This window comes from Caballeronia sp. LZ028, assembly GCF_031451415.1.
Lineage (GTDB): Bacteria > Pseudomonadota > Gammaproteobacteria > Burkholderiales > Burkholderiaceae > Caballeronia > Caballeronia zhejiangensis.
In genome coordinates, this window is the sequence record NZ_JARUXN010000001.1 from 1,809,154 (window position 1) to 1,833,392 (window position 24,239).

General features: G+C 63.6%; 23 protein-coding genes. 10 read left to right on the forward strand and 13 right to left on the reverse strand.

Annotated elements, in window-relative coordinates:
- Window positions 1-3: 3 nt before the first annotated feature.
- The 3 genes from tehA to QCE58_RS08625 form a co-directional block, all read right to left on the reverse strand.
- Window positions 4-1,038, reverse strand: coding sequence for a dicarboxylate transporter/tellurite-resistance protein TehA (tehA, locus tag QCE58_RS08615; RefSeq protein WP_250434733.1), 1,035 nt, complete (start codon window positions 1,036-1,038; stop codon window positions 4-6).
- A 98-nt stretch (window positions 1,039-1,136) separates the two neighbouring features.
- On the reverse strand, window positions 1,137-1,406 hold the full coding sequence (locus QCE58_RS08620) for a hypothetical protein (protein WP_008349582.1): 270 nt from the start codon (window positions 1,404-1,406) through the stop codon (window positions 1,137-1,139).
- Window positions 1,407-1,549: 143 nt separating this feature from the next.
- Entirely contained in the window at window positions 1,550-1,693 is a 144-nt protein-coding gene (locus QCE58_RS08625; protein WP_250521125.1) for an alpha/beta fold hydrolase, read from the reverse strand.
- A gap of 115 nt (window positions 1,694-1,808) precedes the next feature.
- Here QCE58_RS08625 and QCE58_RS08630 point away from each other — a divergent pair, with 115 nt between their 5' ends.
- The gene (locus QCE58_RS08630; protein WP_250521126.1) at window positions 1,809-2,129 is read left to right on the forward strand and encodes a hypothetical protein; all 321 of its coding nucleotides are present in this window, start codon (window positions 1,809-1,811) and stop codon (window positions 2,127-2,129) included.
- Between the two features lie 4 nt (window positions 2,130-2,133).
- On the opposite strand, the gene QCE58_RS08635 is transcribed toward QCE58_RS08630, so the two are convergent.
- Window positions 2,134-3,615 (reverse strand): NCS1 family nucleobase:cation symporter-1, encoded by a 1,482-nt coding sequence (locus QCE58_RS08635; protein ID WP_175983162.1) that lies wholly within the window; start codon window positions 3,613-3,615, stop codon window positions 2,134-2,136.
- Between the two features lie 75 nt (window positions 3,616-3,690).
- Between QCE58_RS08635 and QCE58_RS08640 the strand changes: the two genes are divergently transcribed.
- The 5 genes from QCE58_RS08640 (at window position 3,691) to QCE58_RS08660 (ending at window position 8,243) form a co-directional block, all read left to right on the forward strand.
- On the forward strand, window positions 3,691-3,948 hold the full coding sequence (locus QCE58_RS08640; protein ID WP_175983152.1) for a hypothetical protein: 258 nt from the start codon (window positions 3,691-3,693) through the stop codon (window positions 3,946-3,948).
- A 77-nt stretch (window positions 3,949-4,025) separates the two neighbouring features.
- Window positions 4,026-4,937 (forward strand): YihY/virulence factor BrkB family protein, encoded by a 912-nt coding sequence (locus QCE58_RS08645; protein WP_008349578.1) that lies wholly within the window; start codon window positions 4,026-4,028, stop codon window positions 4,935-4,937.
- 67 nt (window positions 4,938-5,004) lie between these two features.
- Window positions 5,005-5,877: a DMT family transporter gene (locus QCE58_RS08650; RefSeq protein WP_034474200.1), complete on the forward strand. Its 873-nt coding sequence runs from the start codon at window positions 5,005-5,007 to the stop codon at window positions 5,875-5,877.
- Between the two features lie 493 nt (window positions 5,878-6,370).
- Window positions 6,371-7,132, forward strand: a complete 762-nt coding sequence (locus QCE58_RS08655; protein WP_250439767.1) for a hypothetical protein — start codon at window positions 6,371-6,373, stop codon at window positions 7,130-7,132.
- 34 nt (window positions 7,133-7,166) lie between these two features.
- Window positions 7,167-8,243: a GGDEF domain-containing protein gene (locus QCE58_RS08660; RefSeq protein WP_250521127.1), complete on the forward strand. Its 1,077-nt coding sequence runs from the start codon at window positions 7,167-7,169 to the stop codon at window positions 8,241-8,243.
- Window positions 8,244-8,252: 9 nt separating this feature from the next.
- Here the strand turns inward: QCE58_RS08660 and QCE58_RS08665 are convergent, their stop codons facing one another.
- Window positions 8,253-9,164: a recombination-associated protein RdgC gene (locus tag QCE58_RS08665; RefSeq protein ID WP_033537178.1), complete on the reverse strand. Its 912-nt coding sequence runs from the start codon at window positions 9,162-9,164 to the stop codon at window positions 8,253-8,255.
- 53 nt (window positions 9,165-9,217) lie between these two features.
- Window positions 9,218-10,156: a DMT family transporter gene (locus QCE58_RS08670; RefSeq protein WP_034474193.1), complete on the reverse strand. Its 939-nt coding sequence runs from the start codon at window positions 10,154-10,156 to the stop codon at window positions 9,218-9,220.
- Window positions 10,157-10,268: 112 nt separating this feature from the next.
- Between QCE58_RS08670 and QCE58_RS08675 the strand changes: the two genes are divergently transcribed.
- Window positions 10,269-10,739: an Lrp/AsnC family transcriptional regulator gene (locus tag QCE58_RS08675; RefSeq protein ID WP_250434736.1), complete on the forward strand. Its 471-nt coding sequence runs from the start codon at window positions 10,269-10,271 to the stop codon at window positions 10,737-10,739.
- Between the two features lie 86 nt (window positions 10,740-10,825).
- Window positions 10,826-11,146: a hypothetical protein gene (locus tag QCE58_RS08680; protein ID WP_008349571.1), complete on the forward strand. Its 321-nt coding sequence runs from the start codon at window positions 10,826-10,828 to the stop codon at window positions 11,144-11,146.
- A 109-nt stretch (window positions 11,147-11,255) separates the two neighbouring features.
- Here the strand turns inward: QCE58_RS08680 and QCE58_RS08685 are convergent, their stop codons facing one another.
- Window positions 11,256-11,411: a hypothetical protein gene (locus QCE58_RS08685; RefSeq protein ID WP_167354197.1), complete on the reverse strand. Its 156-nt coding sequence runs from the start codon at window positions 11,409-11,411 to the stop codon at window positions 11,256-11,258.
- A gap of 187 nt (window positions 11,412-11,598) precedes the next feature.
- On the opposite strand from QCE58_RS08685, the gene QCE58_RS08690 reads away from it, so the two are divergent.
- Together QCE58_RS08690 and QCE58_RS08695 are read left to right on the forward strand one after the other, a co-directional pair.
- Window positions 11,599-12,993: a selenium-binding family protein gene (locus tag QCE58_RS08690; protein WP_008349569.1), complete on the forward strand. Its 1,395-nt coding sequence runs from the start codon at window positions 11,599-11,601 to the stop codon at window positions 12,991-12,993.
- Between the two features lie 20 nt (window positions 12,994-13,013).
- Entirely contained in the window at window positions 13,014-13,637 is a 624-nt protein-coding gene (locus QCE58_RS08695) for a hypothetical protein (RefSeq protein WP_008349566.1), read from the forward strand.
- Window positions 13,638-13,718: 81 nt separating this feature from the next.
- Here the strand turns inward: QCE58_RS08695 and QCE58_RS08700 are convergent, their stop codons facing one another.
- The 6 genes from QCE58_RS08700 to pcaF all read right to left on the reverse strand — a co-directional run bounded on the left by QCE58_RS08700 (window position 13,719) and on the right by pcaF (window position 24,001).
- Window positions 13,719-15,218 carry an efflux transporter outer membrane subunit gene (locus QCE58_RS08700; protein WP_008349565.1) on the reverse strand — a complete coding sequence of 500 codons (1,500 nt, stop codon included), beginning with the start codon at window positions 15,216-15,218 and terminating at the stop codon, window positions 13,719-13,721.
- A complete protein-coding gene (locus QCE58_RS08705) occupies window positions 15,218-16,426 on the reverse strand; it encodes an efflux RND transporter periplasmic adaptor subunit (RefSeq protein ID WP_008349563.1) in 1,209 nt (402 codons plus the stop codon). The genes QCE58_RS08700 and QCE58_RS08705 overlap by 1 nt, the downstream gene beginning before the upstream one ends.
- 27 nt (window positions 16,427-16,453) lie before the next feature.
- Window positions 16,454-19,642, reverse strand: a complete 3,189-nt coding sequence (locus QCE58_RS08710) for an efflux RND transporter permease subunit (RefSeq protein ID WP_250521128.1) — start codon at window positions 19,640-19,642, stop codon at window positions 16,454-16,456.
- A 254-nt stretch (window positions 19,643-19,896) separates the two neighbouring features.
- Entirely contained in the window at window positions 19,897-21,237 is a 1,341-nt protein-coding gene (gene paaK / locus QCE58_RS08715; RefSeq protein WP_008349558.1) for a phenylacetate--CoA ligase PaaK, read from the reverse strand.
- 33 nt (window positions 21,238-21,270) lie between these two features.
- A complete protein-coding gene (locus tag QCE58_RS08720) occupies window positions 21,271-22,785 on the reverse strand; it encodes a 3-hydroxyacyl-CoA dehydrogenase (protein ID WP_250521129.1) in 1,515 nt (504 codons plus the stop codon).
- A 13-nt stretch (window positions 22,786-22,798) separates the two neighbouring features.
- Window positions 22,799-24,001 carry a 3-oxoadipyl-CoA thiolase gene (pcaF, locus tag QCE58_RS08725; RefSeq protein WP_250521130.1) on the reverse strand — a complete coding sequence of 401 codons (1,203 nt, stop codon included), beginning with the start codon at window positions 23,999-24,001 and terminating at the stop codon, window positions 22,799-22,801.
- Window positions 24,002-24,239 lie beyond the last annotated feature (238 nt).

Genomic DNA, 24,239 nt, shown 5'->3' on the forward strand with positions numbered 1-24,239 from the left:
TGTTCAACGCGAACCCGCTGCCGCACGACGCTCGATGCTGATCGGCGTGACGTTCGCCGGCGCCGATGTAACCGCGGCCGGCAGCAACTCGCCTCGCACGATCGCCCGCACCGTTCCCGCGATCATGAGACCGATCACCACGTTGGCCACGACGAACGCAGCCGGTGCGATCCACGTCATCGGGCCGGCGGCGCCGCGTTCGAGCATGCGAATAGCCATCGTCGGCAATGCTGCGGCACCGAAGCTGAAGGCCCAGTACGAAGGCGTGAACGCGCGTTGGCGAATCCAGGGCACGAGGCGCGCGAGCATCAGCGCCTGATAGAGACCGTAGCCGAGCAGCATGTATGCGAACGTATCGGGTACGCCGTGCGTGATCGCGAGATACGACACGCCTCCGACGACCGGCGGCGCAAGCTGGATGCCGAGCGTAGGGCGCAATGCTTCGGGCAGCGGTTCATGCACGGCGGCGCGATGCAGCACGATCGATTCGATCGCGAGCCACGAGAACACGCCCGCGCCGAACAGCAACATGCCGATTTGCGTGAAACCGAGCCCGGCCGCCGCCGTCGCCGCGACGAAGCTGGGCGCGACCGTCGGAAGGTAGATGGCGGGCGTCGTCAGCTCGGGCTTGCGGCCGCCCTGCCAGAACCGGCCATGCAGATACGCGCCGAGCGCGAGCGAACTCGCGACGCCGATCGCGAAGAGCGCGATCGCGAGCGGCCGCGAATAAGGCTGCACGGCTTGTGCGACGAGCATCGCCGATACCGGCACGAGCGCCGCGAACGAAGACTGCACCGGATGACGCATTTCCGCGATGGCCGCATCGCGCTGGACGAGCCACTTGCGCCCGTATGCGACGAGCACCGCGATCCAGACGACGAGCGCGCCCGCCGTCAGCCATGCGGGCACCGCATCGGGAATCGCCCACACGCGAGCCGCCGCGCGCCATGCGCCCGCGAGCGCGAGCCCGCCGACCGCGATGCCGAAGAACGCAGCCGGCATCGGCGCGCGATTGTTCGTACCATTGTTGCTGTTCATTGCCCTTCTCCTTGATTTGCGTCGTTGGAGAAAGGTTAGTGGCGACGGCCTTCCGCGCGAATGCCGCAGCGTCTCATTGCGCTGCGCGCGCGTCTCAATCAGTCGCCGCCGCGCAGCTTCACCGCGATTTCGTGCCAGTCCTCTACCGCGTGTTTCAGCTCGCGGCACAGTCTCGGATCGAGCGCATCGAGACGCGACCACAGACGATCGAGCGTCTTCTCACGGGCTTCGTACACGGCGACCGCCGCGACTCTGCTCGCGCCCGACAGACGCGCCTCGGCATCGGCGCATTCCATGTAGAGATGCGCGAGATGCGGATCGGCAAGTTCGACGGGACGCAGGTGAACGGCAGTGAAGCGTGACTTCATGGTGGTTTCCCCGGCTCTTCTTGTTATCGGCGCGCGCTTTCGCATCGCGGTTGCGCGACAGTATGAAGGGCCGGGAAATGCGCCGACAAGCTAAAACGCGTGCGTTCTGTGCGCTATGAAGCGATAGACGTGTTCGGCGTCGCTCACCTCGCGACGAACGCATCGATATGCCGCGCGAGCTCGCTCGGATACCGGAACATCAGCGCGTGTCCCGCGTCGCTGACCACATCGAGCGTCGCGCGCGGAATCATCTGTTCGAGACGGCGCGCGTTGGTATCGGCAAGCACATCGTCGTTCGCGCCCGCGATGAAAAGAAAACGCGACGCGCCAACGGCAGCGGGGAATAATAGGCGGCGAATTGCGCGCGTTCAACAAGAGCTTAAGAACAAGGAGTTAAAGCAGATGAATCGATTCTTCCGCTTGTGCCTTCTTCCCGCCGCTGCATTCGCGCTCGTCGCGTGCAGCACTCCTGTCGAGTTTTCGGCGAGCGCGAATCCGCCTTCATGGAATAACGACGGCGATGCCGATTTCAGCGGCATGGACAACGCGATGTCCGCATGCAAGGGCGCCGCGGAAAGAGCCGGCGCGGGCCGTTGCACGCAGGTGCGCGCCTACGAGGCGTGCATGAAGGACAAGGGCTACATCACCGTGCTCGGGCCGGAGAATCCGCCGAACTGCGGCCAGCCCGATTGGGAACAGGACGTACGAAAGTGGCTCGAATAAAGCGCTATTTTCGGTTTGCCATGCGCATGAAGAGCACGTACAGGAGCGCGCCCGCCACCGCGCCGATCAGCCAGCCGAGATTGTTCGGCGGCAGGAGCTTGAAGAACTGCGTCGACAGTTCCCAGCCGACCGAGATCACGCCCGATACGATCAGCGCCGCGAGCCCGACCTTGTTCCATCCGCCGTCGTAATAGAAGCGTCCGCCGGGCTGCATCGAATACAGTTCGGCGGTCCTCACCTGCTCGCGCTTCACGAGATAATAGTCGGACATCATCACGCCGTACATCGGCGCGAGCACGGCGCCGAACACGGACACGAAGATCGTGATCGCCTTCGGGCTGTCGACGAAGATCCACGGACACACGAGCACCGCGAGTATCGACGCGATCAGGCCGCCCTTCTTGAAGTCCACATGCTTCGGAAACAGATTGGCGATGTCGTACGCGGGCGACACGAAGTTCGCGACGATATTGATGCCCATCGTCGCGATGACGAACGTGACGCTGCCGATCGCCACCCACACCTTGTTCTCGATGCGCGATACGATTTCGACCGGGTCCATGATCATCGTGCCGAACACTTTCTCGCTGCCCGCCGTGACGATCACCGTGATGATTGCAAACGCAACGAAGTTGAACGGCAGCCCGAGGAAGTTGCCGATCTTCATCTGCCGCTCGCTTTTCGCGAAGCGCGAGAAGTCGCCGAAATTCAGCAGCAGCGCGGCGAAATAGCTCACGACGAGCAGGATCGCGTTGATCATCGCGTGAAGTTGCTCGTCGCCGGTCAGCACCTTGCCCGAGAGCGTGAGATTCAGGCTGCCGAGACCCGCGCGATAGAGAATCCATCCCATCAGCACGAACATCACGACATACACGGCCGGCCCGCAAAAGTCGATGAACTTGCGGATGATCTCCATGCCGCGCTGAAAGATGACGAGCTGCAGCAGCCACATGAAGAGGAAGCTGACCCAGCCGAGCATGTCGAGCCTGAGAAAGCTCGTATCGCGCCACGCGGCGACAGACGGCACGAAGAGCAGCAGCAAGGTCGCGACGGCCTTCGACGCGAAATACGTCTGCACGCCGTACCACACGATGCCGACCACGCCGCGAATCAGCGCGGCGAGATTCGCGCCCATCACGCCCATCGAGACGCGCGCCATCACCGGGAAAGGAATGCCGTGTCTCAAGCTCGGCTTGCCGACCCAGTTCATCAGCACATACACGATGAGAATGCCGATGGTCAGCGCGAGCAGCACCTGCCAGCCCGAGATGCCGAGCAGAAAGAGACTCGCGGCGAAGGTGTAGCCGCCGACGCTGTGCACGTCCGACATCCACATCGCGAAGATGCTGTAGCCGTTCCAGGTGCGCTTCGCGCGCGGCACGGGCGCGAGGTCGTGGTTGTAGAGGCGCTCGTCGGCGTTGACGATTTCGGCATCGGCACCGAGCGCGGCGGCGTCGGCGGCGGAGGTTGCGTGGGATGCGGCCATCATGTCCTCCAGTGCCTTCGGCGGGCTCGAGTTATGAACCTAGATTAATGCATCAAAAAGCGAAAATGAAACGGCATGCGCGTTGCGTTGCGACGCATTAAAGTCGTCGGTGCGCCTGCCGTTATGCTGGCCATGAGAAAAAAACGCCTTCACTCCCGGGATATGAACAACGCCTTCGCCGCCGCAGCCGAGGCGCTCGCGCTCTTCTGCCGGCTACGTAACGTCGATGCCGCCGACCTGAGCGCGTGCGAAGTCGATGTCTTCCTCAATCTCGCATTCGAGGAAGCCGCGCAGCAAGCAGCCGCACGCATCGAGGCGCGCCGGACAGGCTGAAGCGTGCGGACCTTCGCTACGGGTGCGGATCTTGCTCGTCCACAAAGGATGGCCAGCGATCGCGCCGCGGAGGTTCCATGTCGAAGATTCTCGGCCCTGTGCTGGGCCCGCAGGTGAGAAGCGTGGCGCGTCATCCGTTCGGCTTTGCGATGCGCACGTTCAAGGCTTTTCGCGCCAATCAGGGCCTGCTGCTCGCGGGCGCGGTCGCGTATTACGCGCTGCTTTCCATCGTCCCGCTGCTGATCCTGATCGTGATCGTGCTGTCGAAATTCGTCGGGCAACAGCAATTGCTCGACACGCTCGCGCATCTGCTCGAATGGCTCGTGCCGGGCCAGGCGCACGCCGTCGTGGGCGAGCTCGCGAATTTTCTTGCGCATCGCGCGGTGCTCGGCTGGCTGCTGCTCGTCACGATGATCTTCTTCAGTTCGCTTGCCTTCACGGTGCTCGAGAACGCGATGTCGGTGATCTTCGTGCATCGCGTCGCGGTCAGGCGGCGGCATTTTCTGCTCTCGGCGCTCCTGCCTTACTGCTACATCCTGTTTCTCGGCGTCGGCATGCTGATCGTCACGCTCGTGTCGAACGGCCTTCAGGCGATGGGCAGCAACAGCGTCGACCTGCTCGGCGTCGAGGTGTCGCTCAGGGGCGTGTCGCGGCTTTTGCTGTATCTGCTCGGCGTCGCGGGCGAGATCTTCGTGCTGACGTCGATCTATCTCGTGATGCCTGTCGGCCGGCCTTCGCTGCGGCTCGCGCTGCTCGGCAGCGTGACGGCCGCCGTGCTCTGGGAAATCACGCGGCATGTGCTCGTCTGGTACTTCGCGACGCTCTCGCAGGTGAGCGTCGTTTACGGATCGCTGACGACGTCGATCGTCGTGCTCTTCAGCCTCGAAGCGCTCGCGACGCTGCTTCTATTCGGCGCGCAGGTCATCTCCGAATTCGAGCGCTTCGGCTCCGAGGCCGATGCGCCGCCGCAGCCCTTCACCACCGGTTGAACGCGCCGCAGCATGTCTTCGCGACGCGCGTGCGCTACAGTGATGCGCCCTCAGTCCAGCGCCGCCGATGTCGACACCCACACGCTCGCACGGCACGCGCATCGCGCTCTTCACCGTCGTCGCGATGATCGCGTTCGCCGGCAACTCGCTGCTGTGCCGCCTCGCGCTCAGGGGCGCGCGCATCGACGCGGCGAGTTTCACGCTCGTACGCGTCGCGTCGGCGGCGCTCGTGTTGTGGATCATCCTGCTCGCGCGCGGCGCGCCCGGCGACGACACGCGACGCGCCGGAAGCTGGGTATCGGCATTCGCGCTGATCGTGTATGCGGCGGCGTTCTCCTTCGCGTACGTTCGGCTCGCGGCGGGCACCGGCGCGCTGCTGCTCTTCGGCGCGGTGCAGGCGACGATGATCGGCTACGGCATCGCGACCGGCGAGCGTCTCGCCGCGGCGCAATGGCTCGGCCTGCTGCTCGCGCTCGCCGGTCTCGTGTGGCTCGTGCTGCCGGGACTCGCGGCGCCCGATCCGGCGTCGTCCGCACTGATGATCGCGGCGGGCATCGGTTGGGGCGTCTATTCATTGCGCGGACGGGGCCAGTCCGATCCCGTCGCCGCGACGGCCGGCAATTTCCTGCGCGCGCTGCCGTTCGCGATCGCGGTGTCGGCGCTCGCGCTCGCGTTTGCGGGTACGGACGCGGATGTCTCGGGCCTGGCCTACGCGATGACCTCGGGTGCGTTGACCTCGGGGCTCGGCTATGTCGTCTGGTACGCGGCGTTGAAAGGATTGAAGCCCGCGACGGCGGCCACGGTGCAACTGAGCGTGCCGCTCATCACGGCGGCGGGCGGCGTGCTGCTGCTCGGCGAAACGCTGACGATGCGGCTCGCGGCCAGCGCGGTCGCGATTCTCGGCGGCATCGCGCTCGTCGTGTCGTCGAAGCCCCGATGACGAACTGTGGCGCGCGTTCCACACGCAAACGGCTGCCATGCGCGTATGTGCGGCACCTCACATACGCGCGGGAACTTCCTCTGAAGAATGATGCATGCACCGCACTTCAAATCGGGGCAGGAACGGGAAATGCTGACGTACTGGCCGAAGTTGCTTCGCCGTCGCGACGCGCAATGAGGTGAAATCGCCGTGCAACGGTGCGCCGGACCGTGCCACGGCAGGCGCGCCGCGCATCGGCGCAAGGATCCGGAGCGTCGTTCCAACGCCTCCTCGCCGCCCCTGATTGTGGCGATATGTGGCGCGAGTTACATTGTTTGGCAAAAAAGGGCCGGCGGCAGATGCTGAACCGGCAACCGGCTGTTACGTCCGACGAAGCCGCATCGCGTTTGATTGTTCATATGATGGGACGCGCGAGGTGAAGCATCGGGCCGGACGCGCGCTGTACGTCCGCGCTGGTCCGCTGTCTGACGAATAGGTTCTGGAGAGCGCTGTCATGCCTCAGCACGCAAAGCTACCCGAAGAGAGCATCGCGGAACGCGCAAGTCCTGCGAATGATCCCACTGTCACTCACTTGCCCGAGACTGCAATCGATTACGACGACGAACCCGGCCCCATGCGCGCGCCGCTGCGCTTCGGGCGTCTCGCGCTGTGGATGGCGTCGGCGAGCGCGCTTGGCATCGGCGTGCTCGGCACGGTCGCGTACGGCATGTGGTTCAACCACGATCAGCGCGTCTATGCCGAGGCGATGGCGAGCGCGCGCCGCACGCTCGGCATCGATCAGCCGGTGATCACCGCGCAGACGCAATCGGGCGGCGCCGTCGAAACGCCCCTGACCGCCGCGCCCGGCAGCGCGATTCCGTACTCGTCGAACGACGGTCCGACGGCCGCGCCCATCGACATGGCATCGCTCGCGGACAACGCACCCACCGCCGATCCCGCCGACGAAACCACCGTCGCCAACGCTGGCGCTGACGGCTCGGGCGCGGCCGCCGCCGCGGCGCTCGCGACGGCTTCCGCGCAACCTTTGGCGCAACAGGCGCAACGCCGCGGCACGCCGTCCGCGACGCAGCGTGCGGCCGTCGATCGGAGCAATCGCGCCGATCAGTACGCGCAGGCACGCAGGCATCAGGCGCGCGCGAACGCAAGGCAGCAGTCCGAAGGCGGACTGTTCGCGCGCGTGGGCGCGTTCTTCCATCGAGTGAGCTATCGACACAATGTTCCGACCCGTCAGCGAGAGGAGTATTCACGTCCCTGAGGAGACGCTGGCGAGCCGTGCGCGGCACGCGATCATGCGCTTGCGCCTGCGCGTGCCCGGCCCCGCGCCGCTCGCTGGCGCGGCCTTGCTGTGTCTGCTGATCGGGCTGCTGTTCCTGGCGTTGCAGGTGCGCGCGATCTTTTCGGCGCAACTGCAGCAGGAGTACGTCGGGCTCGTGCTCGAAGCGGTCGAGCGCGCCGATACCGCCCGCGCGACCGCGCTTTCCCTGCAGAACACGCCCGCGAGCGATACGCAGCGCCAGGCCGCGTATCGCGAGGCGCGCATCGAATTGGCCGGGCGGCTCGCGGCGCTGCATGCGCTGGTGTCGTCGAGTCCGATGTCGGCGCCGTCGCTGCCTTCCGCCGTGCTCTCGCCTTCCGCCGCGCTCGGCGAGGCCAGCTCCGCGCTCGATTCGGCCTACGCCTGGTGGCGCGCGGAGCGCGATCGCACGAGCGCGGACGTGCGCGAGCGCATCCTGAGCGTGTCGCATACGCTGATCGCGTTGTCGGCGATCGTATTCGGCGTGCTCATCACCGCGCTCGGCATGTATGCAAAACGCAATCGGCAACTTCTCGGGATTTCGAATGAATTCGAGCAGGCGTCGCTGCACGATCCGATGACGGGCCTGCCCAACCGGCGCAAGCTCTTCGCGGCGCTGGAAGAAGCGGCGAATGCGCTCGCGAGCCGCGCGCGCGGGGCGTCGCGCATCGCGGTGCTGTATATCGATCTCGATGGCTTCAAGCGCGTCAACGACACGCACGGCCACCGCATCGGCGATGAGTTTCTGATTGCGGTGTCGCGGCGTTTTCGTCAGGCGGTGCGCGGCGGCGATCTGGTCGCGCGTATCGGCGGCGACGAATTCGCGTTGCTCGTGCGCGAGTTTTCGAGCGATGGCGAGCTCGCGGTGATCGCGCAGAGAATCATCGCGTGCGTCGCGGAAACCGACGCGCAGATGGGCTTGTCGATCGTGCGCGCGAGCGTCGGCATCGCGAGTTTTCCGGATCGTGTCGACGATTACTGGCGGCTCGTCGCCGCTGCCGACGACACGATGTACACCGTCAAGCGCAACGGCAAGAACGGCTACGCGTTCGCGTCGGCGCCGTCCGCCTGACGCTCGTTCCTACGCGGCGGCGCGCAGGTCTTCTTCGCCGCCCAGCGCCTCAGTCAGCGCCGACAGCATGCGCGCGAGTTCGCCTGTCATCAGGATGAAGTCGGATTCGAAGCGCTCGTCGTCGTTCGACGCGGTCGGATCGGCGGCTTCCTTGATGACGTCGAGCGCGCTCACGCGCTTCAATGTGAGCGATGGCGTCAGCACGTACGACACGCGATCGTCCCACGTCATCGCAAGACGCATGCACTGCTTGCCCGCTTCGATATGGCGGCGCATGTCTTCCGTTTCGAGCGCGTGACCGACGTAGCGGACGGTCGCGTTGCCTTCGCCGGTCGAGCGCAGTTCCGTATCGCGATCGAGCGTGAAGCCCGCGGGCGCGTCGCCGGAAAGCAGCCATTCGGTCATCGCCGAAACGGGCGAGCGCGCCGTGCGGACGCTCGCGAGCGGCAGATCGGTGACGGACTTCACCAGCAAGCCGATGATGTCGTCGCACAGCGTCGCCGACGACGAATCGATCGCGAGCCAGCCGTTCACCGGATCGATCCACACGCGCGTATCGCGGCGGATGCTGAAGGCGCGCGGCAGGAGTTCGTCGGTGATCTGTTCCTTGAGCTCTTTCATCTGCTTGCGGCCGGGTTTGAAGCCCTGCTGCTCTTCGAGCTCGGCGGCGCGTTCCTTCACGAACTGCGTGACGACGGATGCGGGCAGCAGCTTCTTTTCCGCGCGATAGACGATGAGCATCTGACGGTTCGCCGTGTAGACGAGATCATCGTCGCCGCGCGGCGAGACCCAGCCGCGCCGCTCGTTCTCGATGCTCGACGCCGCGGTGAACGCGAGCGGCGCGAGCCATTGCTGCATCTGCTGCGGCGTGACGGACCAGTGTGCGGGAAGACGGTGAAGCTGAAGATTCTTGAACCACATGGCGCGGGATTTCGATGTAGTCGGAAAGGGGCGCCATTCTATACGAGTGCGCGTCAGTCGTTCGCGCGCCATTTTTGCGGCACGATCCGCCATTGCAGATTCACGCCCGCCGCGGCGAGCAGGATCAGCGCCGCGCCGGCCACTTGCAGCCACGCGAGCCGTTGCCCGAACGCGAGCCAGTCGACGACGATCGCCACCACCGGATAGATGAACGACAGCGCGCCCGTCGTCGCGGTCGGCAGCTTCTGGATCGCGCCGTACAGCAACACGTACATCAGTCCCGTGTTGACGACGCCGAGCACGACGAGATCGGTCCAGCCGCCGATCGTCGCGGGCGTCGCATCGAAGCGCGCGAACGGCGCGAGCATCGCGATGCCGAATAACACATGCAGCATCGCGATCAGATGCGGCGGCGTGCCCGCGAGGCGCTTCGTGACGATCGACGATATCGCGTACAGAAAAGCCGCGCCGAGCGCATACGCAATGCCTTCGAGATACTGCCCCGGCATCGCGAGCACGGACGGCTCGACCCGCACCACCATCACGAGGCCGATGAACGCGACGCCGAGCCATGCGATCGTCGATACCGACACGCGCTCGCGCAACACGAGCGCGCCCAACGCGACCAGCATGAAGGGCTGCGTGTTGTAAACGGTCGTCGCCATCGAGATCGACGCGCGCGAATACGCGGCGAAAAGCAACAGCCAGTTGCCGACGATCGCCACGCTGCCGAGCGCGACGAGGCCGATCATGCGCCACGAGAAATAGCGCCTCTTCAAGAAGCCGAGCGCCGCGCACACGGCGATGAGCGTCGCGCCTCCGAACACGCAGCGGAAGAACACCACGTTCCAGGGCGTCTGCCCCGACGACACCACGAGCCAGCCGATCGTGCCCGACATCAGCATCGCGAGCGACATCTCGATCGCGCCGCGACGCAGTTCATTCGCACGCGATGCGCCGCCAAGCCGCGCATCGATTCTTTCGCTATTCATTTTGCGCCCGTCATGCAAGTTTCGATGGCTTCAAGTCTATCGATGCGCATCGCTCGAAACCATGCCTAAAATTAGGCTCACGCATCTTTCGACCTTTGAATCGAAGGCCATCATGGGAAAACACCTGAGCAACCCGCCGCAAGCGGGCATCGACGCAATCGATCGCGAACTCATCGCCGTGCTTGCGAGCGATGGACGCATCGCCGTGAGCGAGCTTGCGAAGCGCGTCGGCCTGTCGGCGCCGAGCACCGCCGAGCGCATGCGGCGCCTCGAGACGCAAGGCGTGATTCGCGGCTTCACCGTCGATATCGATCCGCGCGCGCTCGGCTACACGCTGCAGGCGATCGTGCGCGTGCAGCCGCTGCCGGGGCAATTGCATCTCGTCGAAGAAGCGATAAGGCGCATTCCCGAGTTCGTCGAATGCGACAAGGTGACGGGCGACGATTGCTTCGTATGCCGCCTCTATCTGCGCTCGATCGAGCATCTCGACGACATCCTTGCGCGCGTCACCGAGCGCGCCGCGACGAGCACGGCCATCATCAAGGCAACGCCGATCGAAAGACGCCTGCCGCCGCTCGGCTGATCGCTGCGCGTTTTTACCTGCAGAAGAACGGGGTTACACTTGAGTCGCCTGAAACCGCATCACAGCTATGCGCGCGAGGAGCGAACATGAGTGACTTCGACGCCAACCGCACCTTCCGCGGACTTCCGCTGACACCCGAGCAAGATGCCGAAGTGCGGCATTACATCAAGAAGAAAAAGCAGCGCGACGAGCCGTGGGACACGCCGGAACTCGAGGCGATGCTGCAGGACATGCTGGAGCCGCCAGGCGACGAAGACGGCCCCGCCGACGACGAAACCGACGAGGAAACGCGTTCGGCGGCAGAGCGCGCGTCCGCGTTCATCGACGAAGGCATGGACCCGATCGAGAACAGCGAGGAATGGCACGCCGCGATGGAAGCCGAAGCGATGAAAGGGCCACGACGCTAAGGCGTTTCTCGCGCCGCGCAAAAAAGAAAGCGCCGGTCGATGCCGGCGCTTCATCCCTCCACTTCGCGCTTCACACTTCGCGCTTCACACTTCGCATCTCACTGCACGTTCAATGCCTGTGCCGCCAGTCGCGCGGCGGATGCGTATCCAGCCAACGCGCTTTCGGAGTATGGATATGCGGATGCCGGTGATGCATCACGATTACCACCGCGACGCATAGCACCAGGACGAGTCCCGCCATCAGGCTGATCATTGGCTCGGCCATCGCTACCTCCTTTCTTCGACAGGCGATGCCTGTATTTTAGGCGCTGTTTCGCGCGACGAATCACGCCCCGCGCGCACATGCTTCGCATGAAAGCAGCTAAGTCATCGAAAGCATGACGTGTTCCCATGTCCTATAGTGCTTTAGCACGTTTGGTTTGAAGATCCACGAAATCAACCGGGAGACGCAGATGGCGACGTGGAAACCCGATCCGAGCTTCTATCCTTCCCCGCGGCTCGCAGCGAAAGCGCCGCGCGAAACGCTGGCTTATGTCGCGACGTTCGATCCCGAGCGCAAGTCGCCGGACAAGATCGCCGTCGTCGATGTCGATCCGGATTCGCCGGACTATACGAAGATCGTCGGCGAAATCGCGATGCCCGATGTCGGCGACGAGTTGCATCACTTCGGTTGGAACGCATGCTCGTCGTGCCTGTGCCCGAATGCGCCGCATCCGCACATGGAGCGGCGCTATCTCGTCGTGCCGGGGCTGCGTTCGTCGCGCGTGCATATCATCGACACGAAGCCCGATCCGAAGAAGCCGGTGATCGTGAAGACGATCGAGCCCGCGGAACTCGCGGAAAAGACCGGCTATACGCGGCCGCATACCGTGCATTGCGGGCCGGGCGGCATCTATATCACCGCGCTCGGCAACGCCGAAGGCAAGGCGCCCGGCGGCGTGCTGATGCTCGATCAGCAGAGCTTCGATCCGCTCGGCCGATGGGAAGTCGATCGCGGACCGCAACAGCTCGCGTACGACGGCTGGTGGCATCTCGGCTACGACACGATGGTCACGAGCGAATGGGGCACGCCCGACACCTTCGAGGAAGGCCTCGTGCCCGATCTGCTGCTCGGCGCGAAGTACGGGCGCAAGCTGCATTTCTGGGACTTCACGAAGCGCAAGCACATTCAGGAGATCGATTTCGGCGACGAATATCAGCTCGTCTTCGAACTGCGTCCCGCGCACGATCCGACCAAGGCATATGGTTTCGTGAACTGCGTGATCAGTCTGAAGGATCTGTCGTCGTCGATCTGGACCTGGTATCGCGACAAGGACACGTGGGCGGTGAAAAAGATCATCGACATTCCCGCCGAACCCGCCGATGCCGACAAGCTGCCGCCGTTATTGAAGGGCTTCAATGCGGTGCCGCCGCTCGTCTCCGATATCGATCTGTCGATGGACGACCGCTTTCTGTACGTGTCGTGCTGGGGCACCGGCGACATGCTGCAATACGACGTCTCCGATCCCTTCGCGCCGAAACTGACGGGCAAGGTGCGTATCGGCGGCGTGGTCGCGCGCGCGACGCATCCGGGCGCGAAGAACGGCGCGCTGAATGGCGGCCCGCAGATGGTCGAAGTGAGCCGCGACGGCCGCCGCGTCTACTTCACGAATTCGCTGTACGGCGCGGTCGATGCGCAGTTCTATCCCGAAGGCATCGACGGCTGGATGGTGAAGCTCGATGCCGATCCCAACGGCGGCCTCGCCGTCGACGACAAGTTTTTCATCGACTGGCCCAAGGGACATCGGCCGCATCAGATCCGGCTGCAAGGGGGCGATTGCTCGTCGGATTCGTACTGCTATCCCTGATCCGCCGCGAGACACTTCGCATGGACGCCGCATCGCCCGCGCTCCTCCTCACCGCCGCGGGCCTCGGCGCGTTTCACGGTCTCAATCCCGCGATGGGATGGCTCTTCGCCGTCGCGCTCGGCCTGTATGCGCGAAGCCGCCGCGTCGCGCTCGTATCGCTCGTGCCGATCGCGCTCGGCCACGCGGCGTCGGTCGCGCTCGTGCTCGCGGGCGCGCTCACGCTCGGCGCGGCGATCGGCCATGACCTGCTCGCACGCGGCTGCGGAGCGCTGCTGATCGGCTGGGGCGTGTGGAGCGCGTGGCGCGGGCATCGCGGACGCCCGACCGTCGGCATGCGTACCGGGCTGGCCGGTCTAGCGTTATGGTCCTTCATGATGTCGAGCGCGCACGGCGCAGGTTTGATGCTGGTGCCGGCGCTCTTGCCGTTGTGCACGGGCGCGATGCCAAAGACGGCTTTCGAAGCCAGCGCACTCGCGTTGACCGTGCATACCGGCGCGATGCTCGCCGTCATCGCGACGATCTCCATGTTCGCGATGTCCCTTCAGGAACGCGGCGGACTCGGCTTTCTACGCAGCGGATGGATCAACGTCGACTGGATCTGGAGCGCGGCATTGATCGCGTGCGGCTTATTTCTGTTCGTCTGACGCGGAGTCCTGCACGCCGAATTGCATTTTGCATACGTTATGCGCGATGGCATTTTGCATGCATCGCGCATAGCACAGAATTCAATCGCGGCGCGACACTTCCTCCGGACTCGGCAATTCGGCGGTGGTCCACCCTCCGCCCAGCGCCTTCACGAGAGCGACGCTCGCCGCCATGCGGCGCCGCTCGATACGCACCGCCGTGCGTTGATCCGACAGCACGATTGCCTGCGTCACCACCACGCTCAGATACGTGATCGCGCCGTTCTCGTAGCGATTGCTGACCTTGCCGAGCGCGCGCTGGGCGGCATCGACGGCATCGCGTTGTGCTTCGCTTTCGCGGCGCAGCACTTCCAGCGCATTCAGGTTGTCTTCCACTTGCCCGAACGCGGTCAGCACGGTTTGCCGATAATCGGCGACCTTCTCGTCGTAGTCAGCGCGCGCCGCATCGCGAGCCGCCGCGCGACCGCCGAAGTCCAGCACCGTGAATGCGAGCTGTGGCCCGAGCGACCAGAATCGGCTCGGCGCTTCGAGCCATGAGCTGAAGCGCGTCGCCTCGAGACCGCCCGTCGCGGCGAGCAGAAGGTTCGGAAAGAACGCCGCCGTCGCCACGCCGACGCGCGCATTCGCCTCGGCCACGCGCCGCTCCGCCGCCGCGATATCCGGCCTGCGCTCGAGCAACGCGGACGGCACGCCGGGCGGCAGCACCGCGAGCGCCGCCGACGGATGCGGCGAATGCGCTTCGTTGAGCGGCGCGACATCGAGCGTAAAACTCGACGGACTCTCGCCGACGAGAATCGCGATCGCATTGACGAGGCTCGTTCGCGTGGTCTCCAGATCGATGAATTGTGCCTGCGTCGCGCGCAGTTGCTCTTCGGCCTGCGCGACATCCGATTCCGCCGCGACGCCGCCCGCAAAACGATCGCGTGTAAGCGCGAGCGCCTTCTCATAGGCTTGCAGCGTCGCCTGCAACAGCCGTTCTTCTTCGACGATGCCGCGCAAATCGAAGTAGTCGGTCGCGAGTTCGGCCTGCATCGACAGAATCGCGCTGTGCAGATCCGCGGCGCTCGCCTGCGCTTCTGCGCGGCCACCTTCGACAGCACGCGAGATGCGGCCCCAGAGATCCGGCTCCCACGAGATCTGTGCGTCGATCAGATAGTCGGGCACGGTCACGCCCGCGCTCGATTTGTACAGGACGTTCGACGATACCCGCGACTGATTGAATGCGGCATTCGCCGTGATGGTCGGAAAGTACGCCGAACGCGCCTGCGCGGCCGCCGCACGCGCTCCACGAAAACGCGCGGCGGCCGCGGCCACGGTCTGATTCGCTGTCGCGACACGTTCTTCGAGCGCGTTCAATTGCGGATCGCCATAGACTTCCCACCACGGCGCGCGCGGCTTCGCATCGGCGGGCTGCGCAGGCTTCCATTCTTGCGATGCCGACGCAGGCGCATCGAGCGGCATCTGCGACTTGTACGCAGCAGGCGTAGAAGTTTCGGGCCGCACGTAATCCGGCCCGACGGCGCAGCCGCCCAATGCCGCGATAGTTAGCGATGCAACTAATTCGAGCGATGCGCGCCTCATCACGACTCGCTTCCTTCAGCCTTCGCTGCACCACCGCTCGCGGCGTCGCTCGAACCCGCGCGGCCGATACGCACCGCCGCGCCATCGATGATCGAATCGGGCGGATTGACGATCACGCGCTCATCGCCATTCAATCCGGAGACGATCGACACACGCGTGCCGTAGTCGGTGCCGAGCGTGATCGGCAGAAGCTTCACGCGGTTGTTCGCATCGACGCTCGCGGCATGCACGCCATCCGGACGGAACAACAGCGCATTGCCGGGCAGCGTGTATGAAGGACTCGCGCTCGTGAGACGAAAGCGCACTTGCGCATACGCGCCCGCAAGCAATTCGCCCGCCGGATTCTTCACATCGACTTCGACGCGCATCGTGCGCGCGACGGGATCGACCGCGCCCGCGGTACGCACCGTGACGCCGTCGAACTTGCGATTGCGCTCTTCGTTGAGCAGCAACTCCGCGGGCAAACCCACCGTGATCATCCGCGCATACGCTTGCGGCACATCGACGAACACACGCAACGTCGACGCATCCTGAATGTGGAAGAGCTCGCGGCCGGCGGCGCCGCTGCCGGCGTCGATCAACTGACCGACATCGGTGTTGCGCGCGGTGACGACGCCATCGAAGGGTGCATAGATCTTCTGGAACGACACGAGTTGTTCGAGCCGCGACACGTTCGCCTGCGCCGCGTTCAGCGCCGCTTCCTTCGCGAGCATGTCGCCGTTCTTTTCATCGGTCTCCTGGCGCGACACCGAGTTGTTCTTCAGCATCTGCGCCCAGCGCTCAGCGGTCGTCTTCGCAAGCAGATAGTTCGCGCGCGCGGTTTGCGCATCGGCACGCGCCTGACGAAGCTGATCGTTGATTTCGGGCGCATCGATCTCCGCGAGCAACTGGCCCTTCTTCACCTTCGTGCCGATATCGACGGTCCAGCGCTTCAGATACCCATTGGTGCGCGCGAAGATCGGCGCATCGGAGAACGCGCGGATATCGCCTGCGAGCACGAGATCCTGCGAGGCCTTCATGCGCGTCGGCTTGATGACCTCGACCGTCTGCAAGCCGTGCTCGTTCGCATCGCGTTCGAGTTCCGCGTGCGCAGCGCGGCGCGACAGGATTCCCTGCGCGATGAGCGCGACGACGACCACGAGCGCGATCACGAGCCATAAGCGCCCTCGCCGCCTGTTGCCCGATCGTTGCGACAACTGCTCTTCCATTCTTGCTCCGCCCGCTGTTCGATTGTTTTATTGCGCCGCTTTCCGTGCCGCCGCGCCCGGTCCCTTGCCGCGTGCTTCCATGCGCCGATAGACGATCGAAAACACGACCGGCACGAAGAACAGCGTTGCGATGGTGCCGACCATCAGGCCGCCGATCACCGCCCGCCCGAGCGGCGCATTCTGCTCGCCGCCTTCACCGAGCCCGATCGCCATCGGCACCATGCCGATCATCATCGCGAGCGCGGTCATCAGCACCGGCCTGAAACGCGTATAGCCCGCTTCCAGCGCGGAGCGCACTGCGTCGCCATGTTCGGCGAGCGCGGCGCGCGCGAAGCTCACCACGAGAATGCTGTTTGCCGTCGCGATGCCTATGCACATGATCGCGCCGGTCAATGCGGGAATCGACAACGTCGTATGCGTCAGGAACAACATCCACACGATGCCCGCGAGCGCGCCCGGCAATGCGGTGATGATGATGAACGGATCGAGCCACGACTGGAAGTTCACGACGATCAGCAAGTACACCAGCACGACCGCGAGAATGAGGCCGAATGCGAGACCCGAAAACGATCCGTTCATCGTCTCGACCTGGCCGCGCATTTCGATCGTCGAGCCTTTGGGCAACTCGCCGCGCGCTTCGTCGATGATGCGTTGCACGTCGTCCGCCACTGCGCCGAGATCGCGCCGCTCGGTGGTCGCATAGAGATTGATGGTGGTCTGCGCGTTGTAGTGATAGACGACCGCATCGCGCGCGCTGCGCGAAAGCGTTGCGAGCGCGCCGAGAATATTGGTCTTGCCGCTCGACGATGTCACCGGAATGTTCGCCACCGATTGCAGCGAGTTCATGTCGTATTGCGGCGCCGTCGTGATGACGTTATAGCTCACGCCATTCACCGGATTGAGCCAGAACGTGGGCGTCGTCTGCTGACTGCCCGACAGCGTGACGAGCAAGTTGTTCGCGACATCGCGCTGCGTGAAGCCCGCTTGCAACGCCTTCGTGCGATCGACCTCGACGTTGATCGCAGGCAGATCGGATGGCTGCTGGATGCGCGCATCGACGAGACCCGGCACGCGGCGAATCTTTTCCAGCATGCGATTCGCCAGCGCGCGATTGCCGCGCACATCGCGTCCGGTGATCGCTATATCGATCGGCGCGGGCACGCCGAAGTTGAGAATCTGACTCACGATATCGGCGGGCAGGAATGAAAACGTCACGCCGGGAAACTCCTGCGGCAGGCGCTTTCGCAACTCGTGGATATAGCCTTCTGTCGGCGCGTGATCTTCGTTGAGGCTGATGAGCACGTCGGCATCGGCGGAACTGACCGTGCCCGTGTTGTTGTACGAGAGATTGATACCCGATACCGGCAAGCCCATGTTGTCGATGATCGAGCGAATCTCGCCGCGCGGAATCAGTTGCCTGATGCGTGCATCGACGCGATCCGTCAGCGCCGCCGTTTCCTCGATGCGCGTGCCCGTCTTCGCGCGCATATGCAGCGCGATCACGCCTGAATCGATCGACGGAAAGAAGTCGCGCCCGAGGAACGGCGCAAGCCCGAGCGACAGCAGGCAGCACAGCAGAAACAACGAAGCGAAGCGGCCCGGTTGCGCGAGCTGCGCTTCGAGAAAGCGTCGATAGCGATGGCGCACGGACTCGAAATGACGCTCGAATGCGAGATGAATCCGCACGAACGGATTGCGCGAGCCTTTCATCGATTCGACATCGCCGCCCATGTGCTCGTGATGACGCAACAGATACTTCGCAAGCGTCGGGATCAGCGTGCGCGAGAAGAAGTACGACGCGAGCATCGCGAACACGACGGCTTCGGCCATCGGCACGAACAGGTAATGCGCGACGCCCGTCAGCAGGAACATCGGAATGAACACGATGCAGATAGAGAGCGTCGACACGAGCGTCGGCACGGCGATCTGCTGCGCGCCATCGAGAATCGCATGCTCCAGTTCCTTGCCCTGCTCCAGATTCTGGCTGATGTTTTCGATTGCAACTGTCGCGTCGTCAACGAGGATACCGACCGCGAGCGCGAGGCCGCCGAGCGTCATGATGTTGATCGTCTGCCCGATCGCGGAGAGCGCGACGATCGACGTCAGCATCGAAAGCGGTATCGAGATCGCGATGATGAGCGTCGCACGCCAGCTTCCCAGAAACAGCAGCACCATCAGCGCAGTCAGGCCCGCTGCGATCACCGCTTCACGCAGCACGCCCGACACCGACGCGCGCACGAAGAGCGATTGATCCGCAACGGGCTCGATCTTCAGCGACTCGGGCACCATGCCGCGCAAGGTGGGCAACAGGTTCTTCACGCGCGCGACGATATCGAGCGTCGATGCATTGCCGCTCTTGTTGATCGTGAGTAAGGAAGCGCGGGTGCCGTCCACCCGCACGATATTGGTTTGCGGCTGGAAGCCGTCGCGCACATGCGCGACGTCCTTGATATAGATCGTGCCGCCAGGACCGGTGCGGATCGGTATGTCGTTGAGTCCTTCGATCGAGCCCGGACTCGCGTTCAGGCCGACCGAGTATTCCGTTGCGCCGATCTTCGTCGTGCCCGTCGGCAGAATCAGATTCTGCGCGCTGATTGCATTGACCACGTCGGTCGGCGCGAGGTTCTTCGCCTGCAGCTTGCGCGAATCGATATCGACCATGATCTGCCGCTGCTTGCCGCCATAAGGCAATGGCACCGAAGCGCCTTGCACGGTCGCGAGCTGCGTCTTCAGAAAGCTATTGCCGAAGTCGTAGAGCTGCTGTTCGCTGAGTTCCGACGACGACAACGCGAGCCGCAGAATCGGCACCGTCGATGCATTGAAGCGCAAGATATTCGGCGGCGTGATGCCGGGCGGCAGCGAGCGCAATTGCGTTTGCGAGAGCGCGGTAATCTCGGCGATAGCTTCATCGACATTCGCATTAGGCTGAAAGTAGATGCGAATGACCGCAATGCCCGGCAGCGATTCCGACTCGATGTGCTCGATGTCGTTGACCGCCACCGACAACCCGCGCTCGTAATTGAGCGTGATGCGGCGCTCCATTTGATCGGGCGGCAGGCCCGTATAAGACCAGATGACGCTGACAACGGGAATATCGATATTCGGAAAGATATCGGTCGGCGTCCGCACGATGACGAGCGGACCGATGATCAGCAAGAGCAACGACAGGACGATGAATGTGTACGGGCGCTTCAGCGCGAGTCTGACAATCCACATCTAGGTTTGGCCTGCCCCGTTCGTTGTTCGTTATTCGAATGCTATGCGACGACACTGCGCCCGCAGACGCAAATGCACTCGATACGATGACACAACTGAAGCTTACAAAACAATTTTCGCAAACGGTTGCGAGGGTTTTTGCGGAATGATTTCTGCAGAAGAATGCGGGGCCGCACCGAAAACGGAACGCGCGTTCCAATTGTTGGAAATGAATTGCGCCTCGCAGAGCGCGAGGCGCTTGGCGATGCGGAAAGTTATGCCGCTACGGGACGAAGATCGAGTACGCGCTTGGCCTTGCCGGTTGCCGTCGTCGGCAGTTCGCCGGAATCGAGCACGCGCACTTGCGTCGATACGCCGACCATCGTCTTGACGCGATGCTGAAGTTCGCGCGAGAGACCGGCGCGGTCGCTCTCGTTCAGCGTTGCGCAGACTTCCGGGCGTGCTTCGACTGAGACGGACAGCGAATCCATGTGGCCGTCGCGCGACACGCACAACTGATACTGGCCGCTCAGGCGCGGAATCGCAAGGATCAACTCTTCGATCTGGCTCGGGAACACATTGACGCCGCGAATGATGAGCATGTCATCCGAGCGGCCCGTGATCTTCGCGAGGCGACGCATCGAGCGCGCGCTCGGCGGCAGCAACGAAGTGAGATCGCGCGTGCGGTAACGGATCATCGGCATCGCTTCCTTCGTGAGCGAAGTGAAGACCAGTTCGCCCGTGCTGCCTTCCGGAAGCACTTCGCCCGTCACGGGATCGATAATCTCGGGATAGAAATGATCTTCCCAGATCGTCGGGCCATCCTTCGTCTCGATACATTCACACGCAACGCCCGGACCCATGATTTCCGAGAGGCCGTAGATGTCGAGTGCCTGTATGCCCGCACGCGTTTCGATCTCGCTGCGCAATCCCTGGCTCCATGGCTCGGCGCCGAAGATGCCGATCTTGAGCGACGTGTTCGCCGGGTCCATGCCCTGCCGTGTCATTTCATCGAGCAGATTCAGCATGTACGACGGCGTGACGAGAATGATCTTCGGCGCGAAATCGCGGATCAGTTGAACCTGCTTCTCGGTCTGACCGCCTGACATCGGCACCACCATGCAGCCCAGACGTTCGGCGCCGTAGTGAATGCCGAGACCGCCGGTGAAGAGACCATAGCCGAACGCATTGTGCAGCGTGTCGCCTCTGCGCCCACCAGCAGCTCTGATTGAACGCGCCGTGACGTTGGCCCACGTGTCGATGTCTTTCGCGGTATAGCCGACCACCGTCGGCTTGCCCGTCGTGCCGCTCGATGCATGCACGCGCACGACCTGATCGCGCGGCACGGCGAAGAGCCCGAAGGGATAGTTGTCGCGTAGGTCGGTTTTCGTCGTGGTCGGGAAACGCGCGAGATCGGATAGCTCGCGCAGGTCGTCTGGATGCACGCCCGCAGCGTCGAAAGCACGGCGATAGTGTGCGACGTTTTCATAGGCGTGACGCAACGTCCACTTCAGGCGTTCGAGTTGCAGTGCCTGAAGCTCGTCCCGGCTCGCGCGCTCGATCGGTTCCAGTTCGCTTTGCTGTGCAATGGATTGAACCACGGTTGTCTCCTGCATGAATGCTCGATGAATGAATGATGCGTCTTCGCTTCAGTGAAAGCGCTGGCCCGAATAACGCAATGCCGCGATGAGCGGCGATGCGCGATAACGGTCTTCGCCGTAATGCGCAGCGAGATGAAGCAGCACGTCGTGAACGCGGCCGATGCCGATGCGTTCGCCCCACGCGAGCGGTCCGAGCGGATAGTTCACGCCCTTCTCCATCGCGAGGTCGAGATCGGCGCTCGTGCAAACGCCTTGATTCACGGCGTCGGCCGCTTCGTTGACGAGCATCGCGACGGTTCGCATCACGGTCATGCCGGCGACATCGTTCAATGGCACGACTGCATAACCGGCTTGCGCCAATGCGCCGGCTGCCGCAGCGTAGGCTTCGCCGGAGCATTGACGCGCGTGCGTGAGCGCCACGCTTTGCGCGTTCGCATAGTCGAGCGCGAGATCGACCAGCACGATGTTGTCGATGCCGAGCGCATGCGCGCGTTCCGTCGCCGTGCGTCCATCGGTAAGGAAAAGATACGCATCATCGATTTGTGCGATCAGCCCGGGCATGTCGTTTCTAGCGACGCTCGCCGGCGCGATGCGCGCTTGCAGGCGTTCGTATAAAGGCACGCTTTCTCCGAGCACGATCTTCGAAGGCGTATGAGCATTCGTTTCGATGCGCGCGACAGGCTTCGTGGCATCAGCGCCATAGTCATAAAAGCCACGGCCGGTCTTGCGACCAAGAAAGCCCGCGTTCACCAATTCCTGTTGAATCAGCGAAGGCGTGAAGCGCGGATCGTTGAAGTACGCGTTGAACACCGATTGCGTCACGGCGAAATTCACGTCGTGGCCGATCAAGTCCATCAACTCGAATGGACCCATTCTGAAGCCGCCCGAATCGCGCATGACGGCATCGATGGAAGCGGCGTCAGCGCCCTGCTCGTTGAGCACGCGCAAGCCTTCCGCATAGAACGGCCGAGCCACGCGATTGACGATGAATCCCGGCGTCGATTTTGCATGTACCGGCGTCTTGCCCCATGCCGCGGCTGTGGCATGCACGGTTTGTGCGACCGCATCGGATGTTGCGAGTCCGTGCACGACTTCGACGAGGGCCATGAGCGGTGCCGGATTGAAGAAGTGCATCCCGACCACGCGCGACGGATGCTTCAAGGGCGCCGCGATCGCCGTGATCGAAATGGATGACGTGTTGGTCGCGAGCATGCACTCGTGCGTCACGATGCTTTCGAGCTCGATGAACAGCGCGCGCTTGAGCTCGAGACGTTCCGCAATGGCTTCGATGACAAGCGATGCCGTGCGCAAGTCAGCGAGACTCGTAACGACGCGCACGCGATCGATGGCTTGCTGTCCTGCGGACTCTTCGAGCTTCTTCTTGTCGATCAGGCGCTGCACGTTCGCCGCGATTGCATTGCGCGCCTTGTCGAGCGCTTTCGCATCGAGATCGTAAAGCAGCACGGTGTGCCCCGCGAGCGCTGCGGCCTGGGCAATGCCTGCGCCCATCGCGCCGGCGCCGATCACGCCGACGATCGCCGATGTCTGAATGGCCTGTGTCATGTCGCCAGGTCCCTCAGACGCGCTCGATTGCGATCGCGATGCCCTGACCCACGCCGATGCACATCGTGCATAGCGCATAGCGCCCGTTGCGGCGCTCGAGTTCGTACATTGCGGTGGTGACGAGGCGCGCACCCGATGCGCCGAGCGGATGACCGAGCGCGATGGCGCCGCCATTCGGATTCACGCGCGGATCGTCCTCGGCAAGGCCCAGTTGACGAAGCACCGCGATGCCTTGCGATGCGAAGGCCTCGTTGAGTTCGATGACGTCGAACTGATCGAGCGTGAGGCCTGTACGTGCAAGCAGCTTCTTCGTCGCGGGCGCGGGACCGATGCCCATGATGCGCGGCTCGACACCCACCGTCGCCATGCCGATGATGCGCGCTCGCGGCGTGAGTCCATGACGCCTCGCAGCATCCTCGTTCGCGATGATGAGCGCGCATGCGCCATCGTTTACGCCCGATGCGTTGCCCGCGGTCACGCTGCCGTCGGGACGCACGACGCCCTTCAGCTTCGCGAGCGATTCGAGCGAGGTCTCGCGCGGATGCTCGTCGCGATCGATCGCGATCGCTTCGCCCTTCTTTTGCGGCACATTCACCGCGACGATTTCCTGTGCGAGCGTGCCATCGGCCTGTGCGCGTGCCGCACGCTGCTGGCTGCGCAGCGCGAAGCGATCTTGCGCATCGCGCGAAATGTTGAAATCGACCGCGACGTTCTCCGCGGTCTCCGGCATCGAGTCGACGCCATATCGCACACGCATCGCGCGATTGATGAAACGCCAGCCGATGGTCGTATCGAAGATATCAGCCGAACGCGAGAATGCGCTCGATGCTTTACCCATCACGAAAGGCGCACGCGTCATGCTCTCGACGCCACCCGCAAGATACAGCGAACCGTCGCCGGCCTTGATCGCGCGCGCGGCACTGCCGACCGCGTCCATGCCCGAGCCGCACAGACGGTTGATCGTCGAGCCCGGCACGTCGATAGGCAAACCCGCGAGCAAGCTCGACATGCGCGCGACGTTGCGGTTATCTTCGCCAGCCTGATTCGCGCAGCCGTAGATCACATCGTCGATCTGCGTCCAGTCCACCGACGCGTTGCGCTTCATGAGCGCGGTGATGGGCACGGCGCCGAGATCGTCGGCGCGGACGTCCTTGAAAACGCCGCCGTAGCGGCCGAATGGAGTACGAATCGCGTCGCAAATGAAGGCTTCAGTCATGACAAGTCTCGATGTGGAGAATGATCGATCGCAGCGAAGCCGCGCAATAGTTGCATTGCTAACGACTTCGGCGCTTGAATAGATTTGGAATCGCTTCGGCTTCACGCGCATCGTTGCGATGCGCGACTTTCTAATGAATCGGGACGTCGCTTACCGCTCGTCGAAGCTCACAACCACGCGCTCGCTCACCGGATGGCACTGGCAGGTCAGCACGAAACCCTCATCGATCTCGTGTTGT

What these genes read in the sequence shown, in the direction of transcription:
- tehA (WP_250434733.1), bottom strand. Translation starts at nt 1,038, where the DNA reads ATGAACAGCAACAATGGTACGAACAATCGCGCGCCGATGCCGGCTGCG.
- QCE58_RS08620 (WP_008349582.1), bottom strand. Translation starts at nt 1,406, where the DNA reads ATGAAGTCACGCTTCACTGCCGTTCACCTGCGTCCCGTCGAACTTGCC.
- QCE58_RS08630 (WP_250521126.1), top strand. Translation starts at nt 1,809, where the DNA reads ATGAATCGATTCTTCCGCTTGTGCCTTCTTCCCGCCGCTGCATTCGCG.
- QCE58_RS08635 (WP_175983162.1), bottom strand. Translation starts at nt 3,615, where the DNA reads ATGGCCGCATCCCACGCAACCTCCGCCGCCGACGCCGCCGCGCTCGGT.
- QCE58_RS08640 (WP_175983152.1), top strand. Translation starts at nt 3,691, where the DNA reads ATGCGCGTTGCGTTGCGACGCATTAAAGTCGTCGGTGCGCCTGCCGTT.
- QCE58_RS08645 (WP_008349578.1), top strand. Translation starts at nt 4,026, where the DNA reads ATGTCGAAGATTCTCGGCCCTGTGCTGGGCCCGCAGGTGAGAAGCGTG.
- QCE58_RS08650 (WP_034474200.1), top strand. Translation starts at nt 5,005, where the DNA reads ATGTCGACACCCACACGCTCGCACGGCACGCGCATCGCGCTCTTCACC.
- QCE58_RS08655 (WP_250439767.1), top strand. Translation starts at nt 6,371, where the DNA reads ATGCCTCAGCACGCAAAGCTACCCGAAGAGAGCATCGCGGAACGCGCA.
- QCE58_RS08660 (WP_250521127.1), top strand. Translation starts at nt 7,167, where the DNA reads ATGCGCTTGCGCCTGCGCGTGCCCGGCCCCGCGCCGCTCGCTGGCGCG.
- QCE58_RS08665 (WP_033537178.1), bottom strand. Translation starts at nt 9,164, where the DNA reads ATGTGGTTCAAGAATCTTCAGCTTCACCGTCTTCCCGCACACTGGTCC.
- QCE58_RS08670 (WP_034474193.1), bottom strand. Translation starts at nt 10,156, where the DNA reads ATGAATAGCGAAAGAATCGATGCGCGGCTTGGCGGCGCATCGCGTGCG.
- QCE58_RS08675 (WP_250434736.1), top strand. Translation starts at nt 10,269, where the DNA reads ATGGGAAAACACCTGAGCAACCCGCCGCAAGCGGGCATCGACGCAATC.
- QCE58_RS08680 (WP_008349571.1), top strand. Translation starts at nt 10,826, where the DNA reads ATGAGTGACTTCGACGCCAACCGCACCTTCCGCGGACTTCCGCTGACA.
- QCE58_RS08685 (WP_167354197.1), bottom strand. Translation starts at nt 11,411, where the DNA reads ATGGCCGAGCCAATGATCAGCCTGATGGCGGGACTCGTCCTGGTGCTA.
- QCE58_RS08690 (WP_008349569.1), top strand. Translation starts at nt 11,599, where the DNA reads ATGGCGACGTGGAAACCCGATCCGAGCTTCTATCCTTCCCCGCGGCTC.
- QCE58_RS08695 (WP_008349566.1), top strand. Translation starts at nt 13,014, where the DNA reads ATGGACGCCGCATCGCCCGCGCTCCTCCTCACCGCCGCGGGCCTCGGC.
- QCE58_RS08700 (WP_008349565.1), bottom strand. Translation starts at nt 15,218, where the DNA reads ATGAGGCGCGCATCGCTCGAATTAGTTGCATCGCTAACTATCGCGGCA.
- QCE58_RS08705 (WP_008349563.1), bottom strand. Translation starts at nt 16,426, where the DNA reads ATGGAAGAGCAGTTGTCGCAACGATCGGGCAACAGGCGGCGAGGGCGC.
- QCE58_RS08710 (WP_250521128.1), bottom strand. Translation starts at nt 19,642, where the DNA reads ATGTGGATTGTCAGACTCGCGCTGAAGCGCCCGTACACATTCATCGTC.
- paaK (WP_008349558.1), bottom strand. Translation starts at nt 21,237, where the DNA reads ATGCAGGAGACAACCGTGGTTCAATCCATTGCACAGCAAAGCGAACTG.
- QCE58_RS08720 (WP_250521129.1), bottom strand. Translation starts at nt 22,785, where the DNA reads ATGACACAGGCCATTCAGACATCGGCGATCGTCGGCGTGATCGGCGCC.
- pcaF (WP_250521130.1), bottom strand. Translation starts at nt 24,001, where the DNA reads ATGACTGAAGCCTTCATTTGCGACGCGATTCGTACTCCATTCGGCCGC.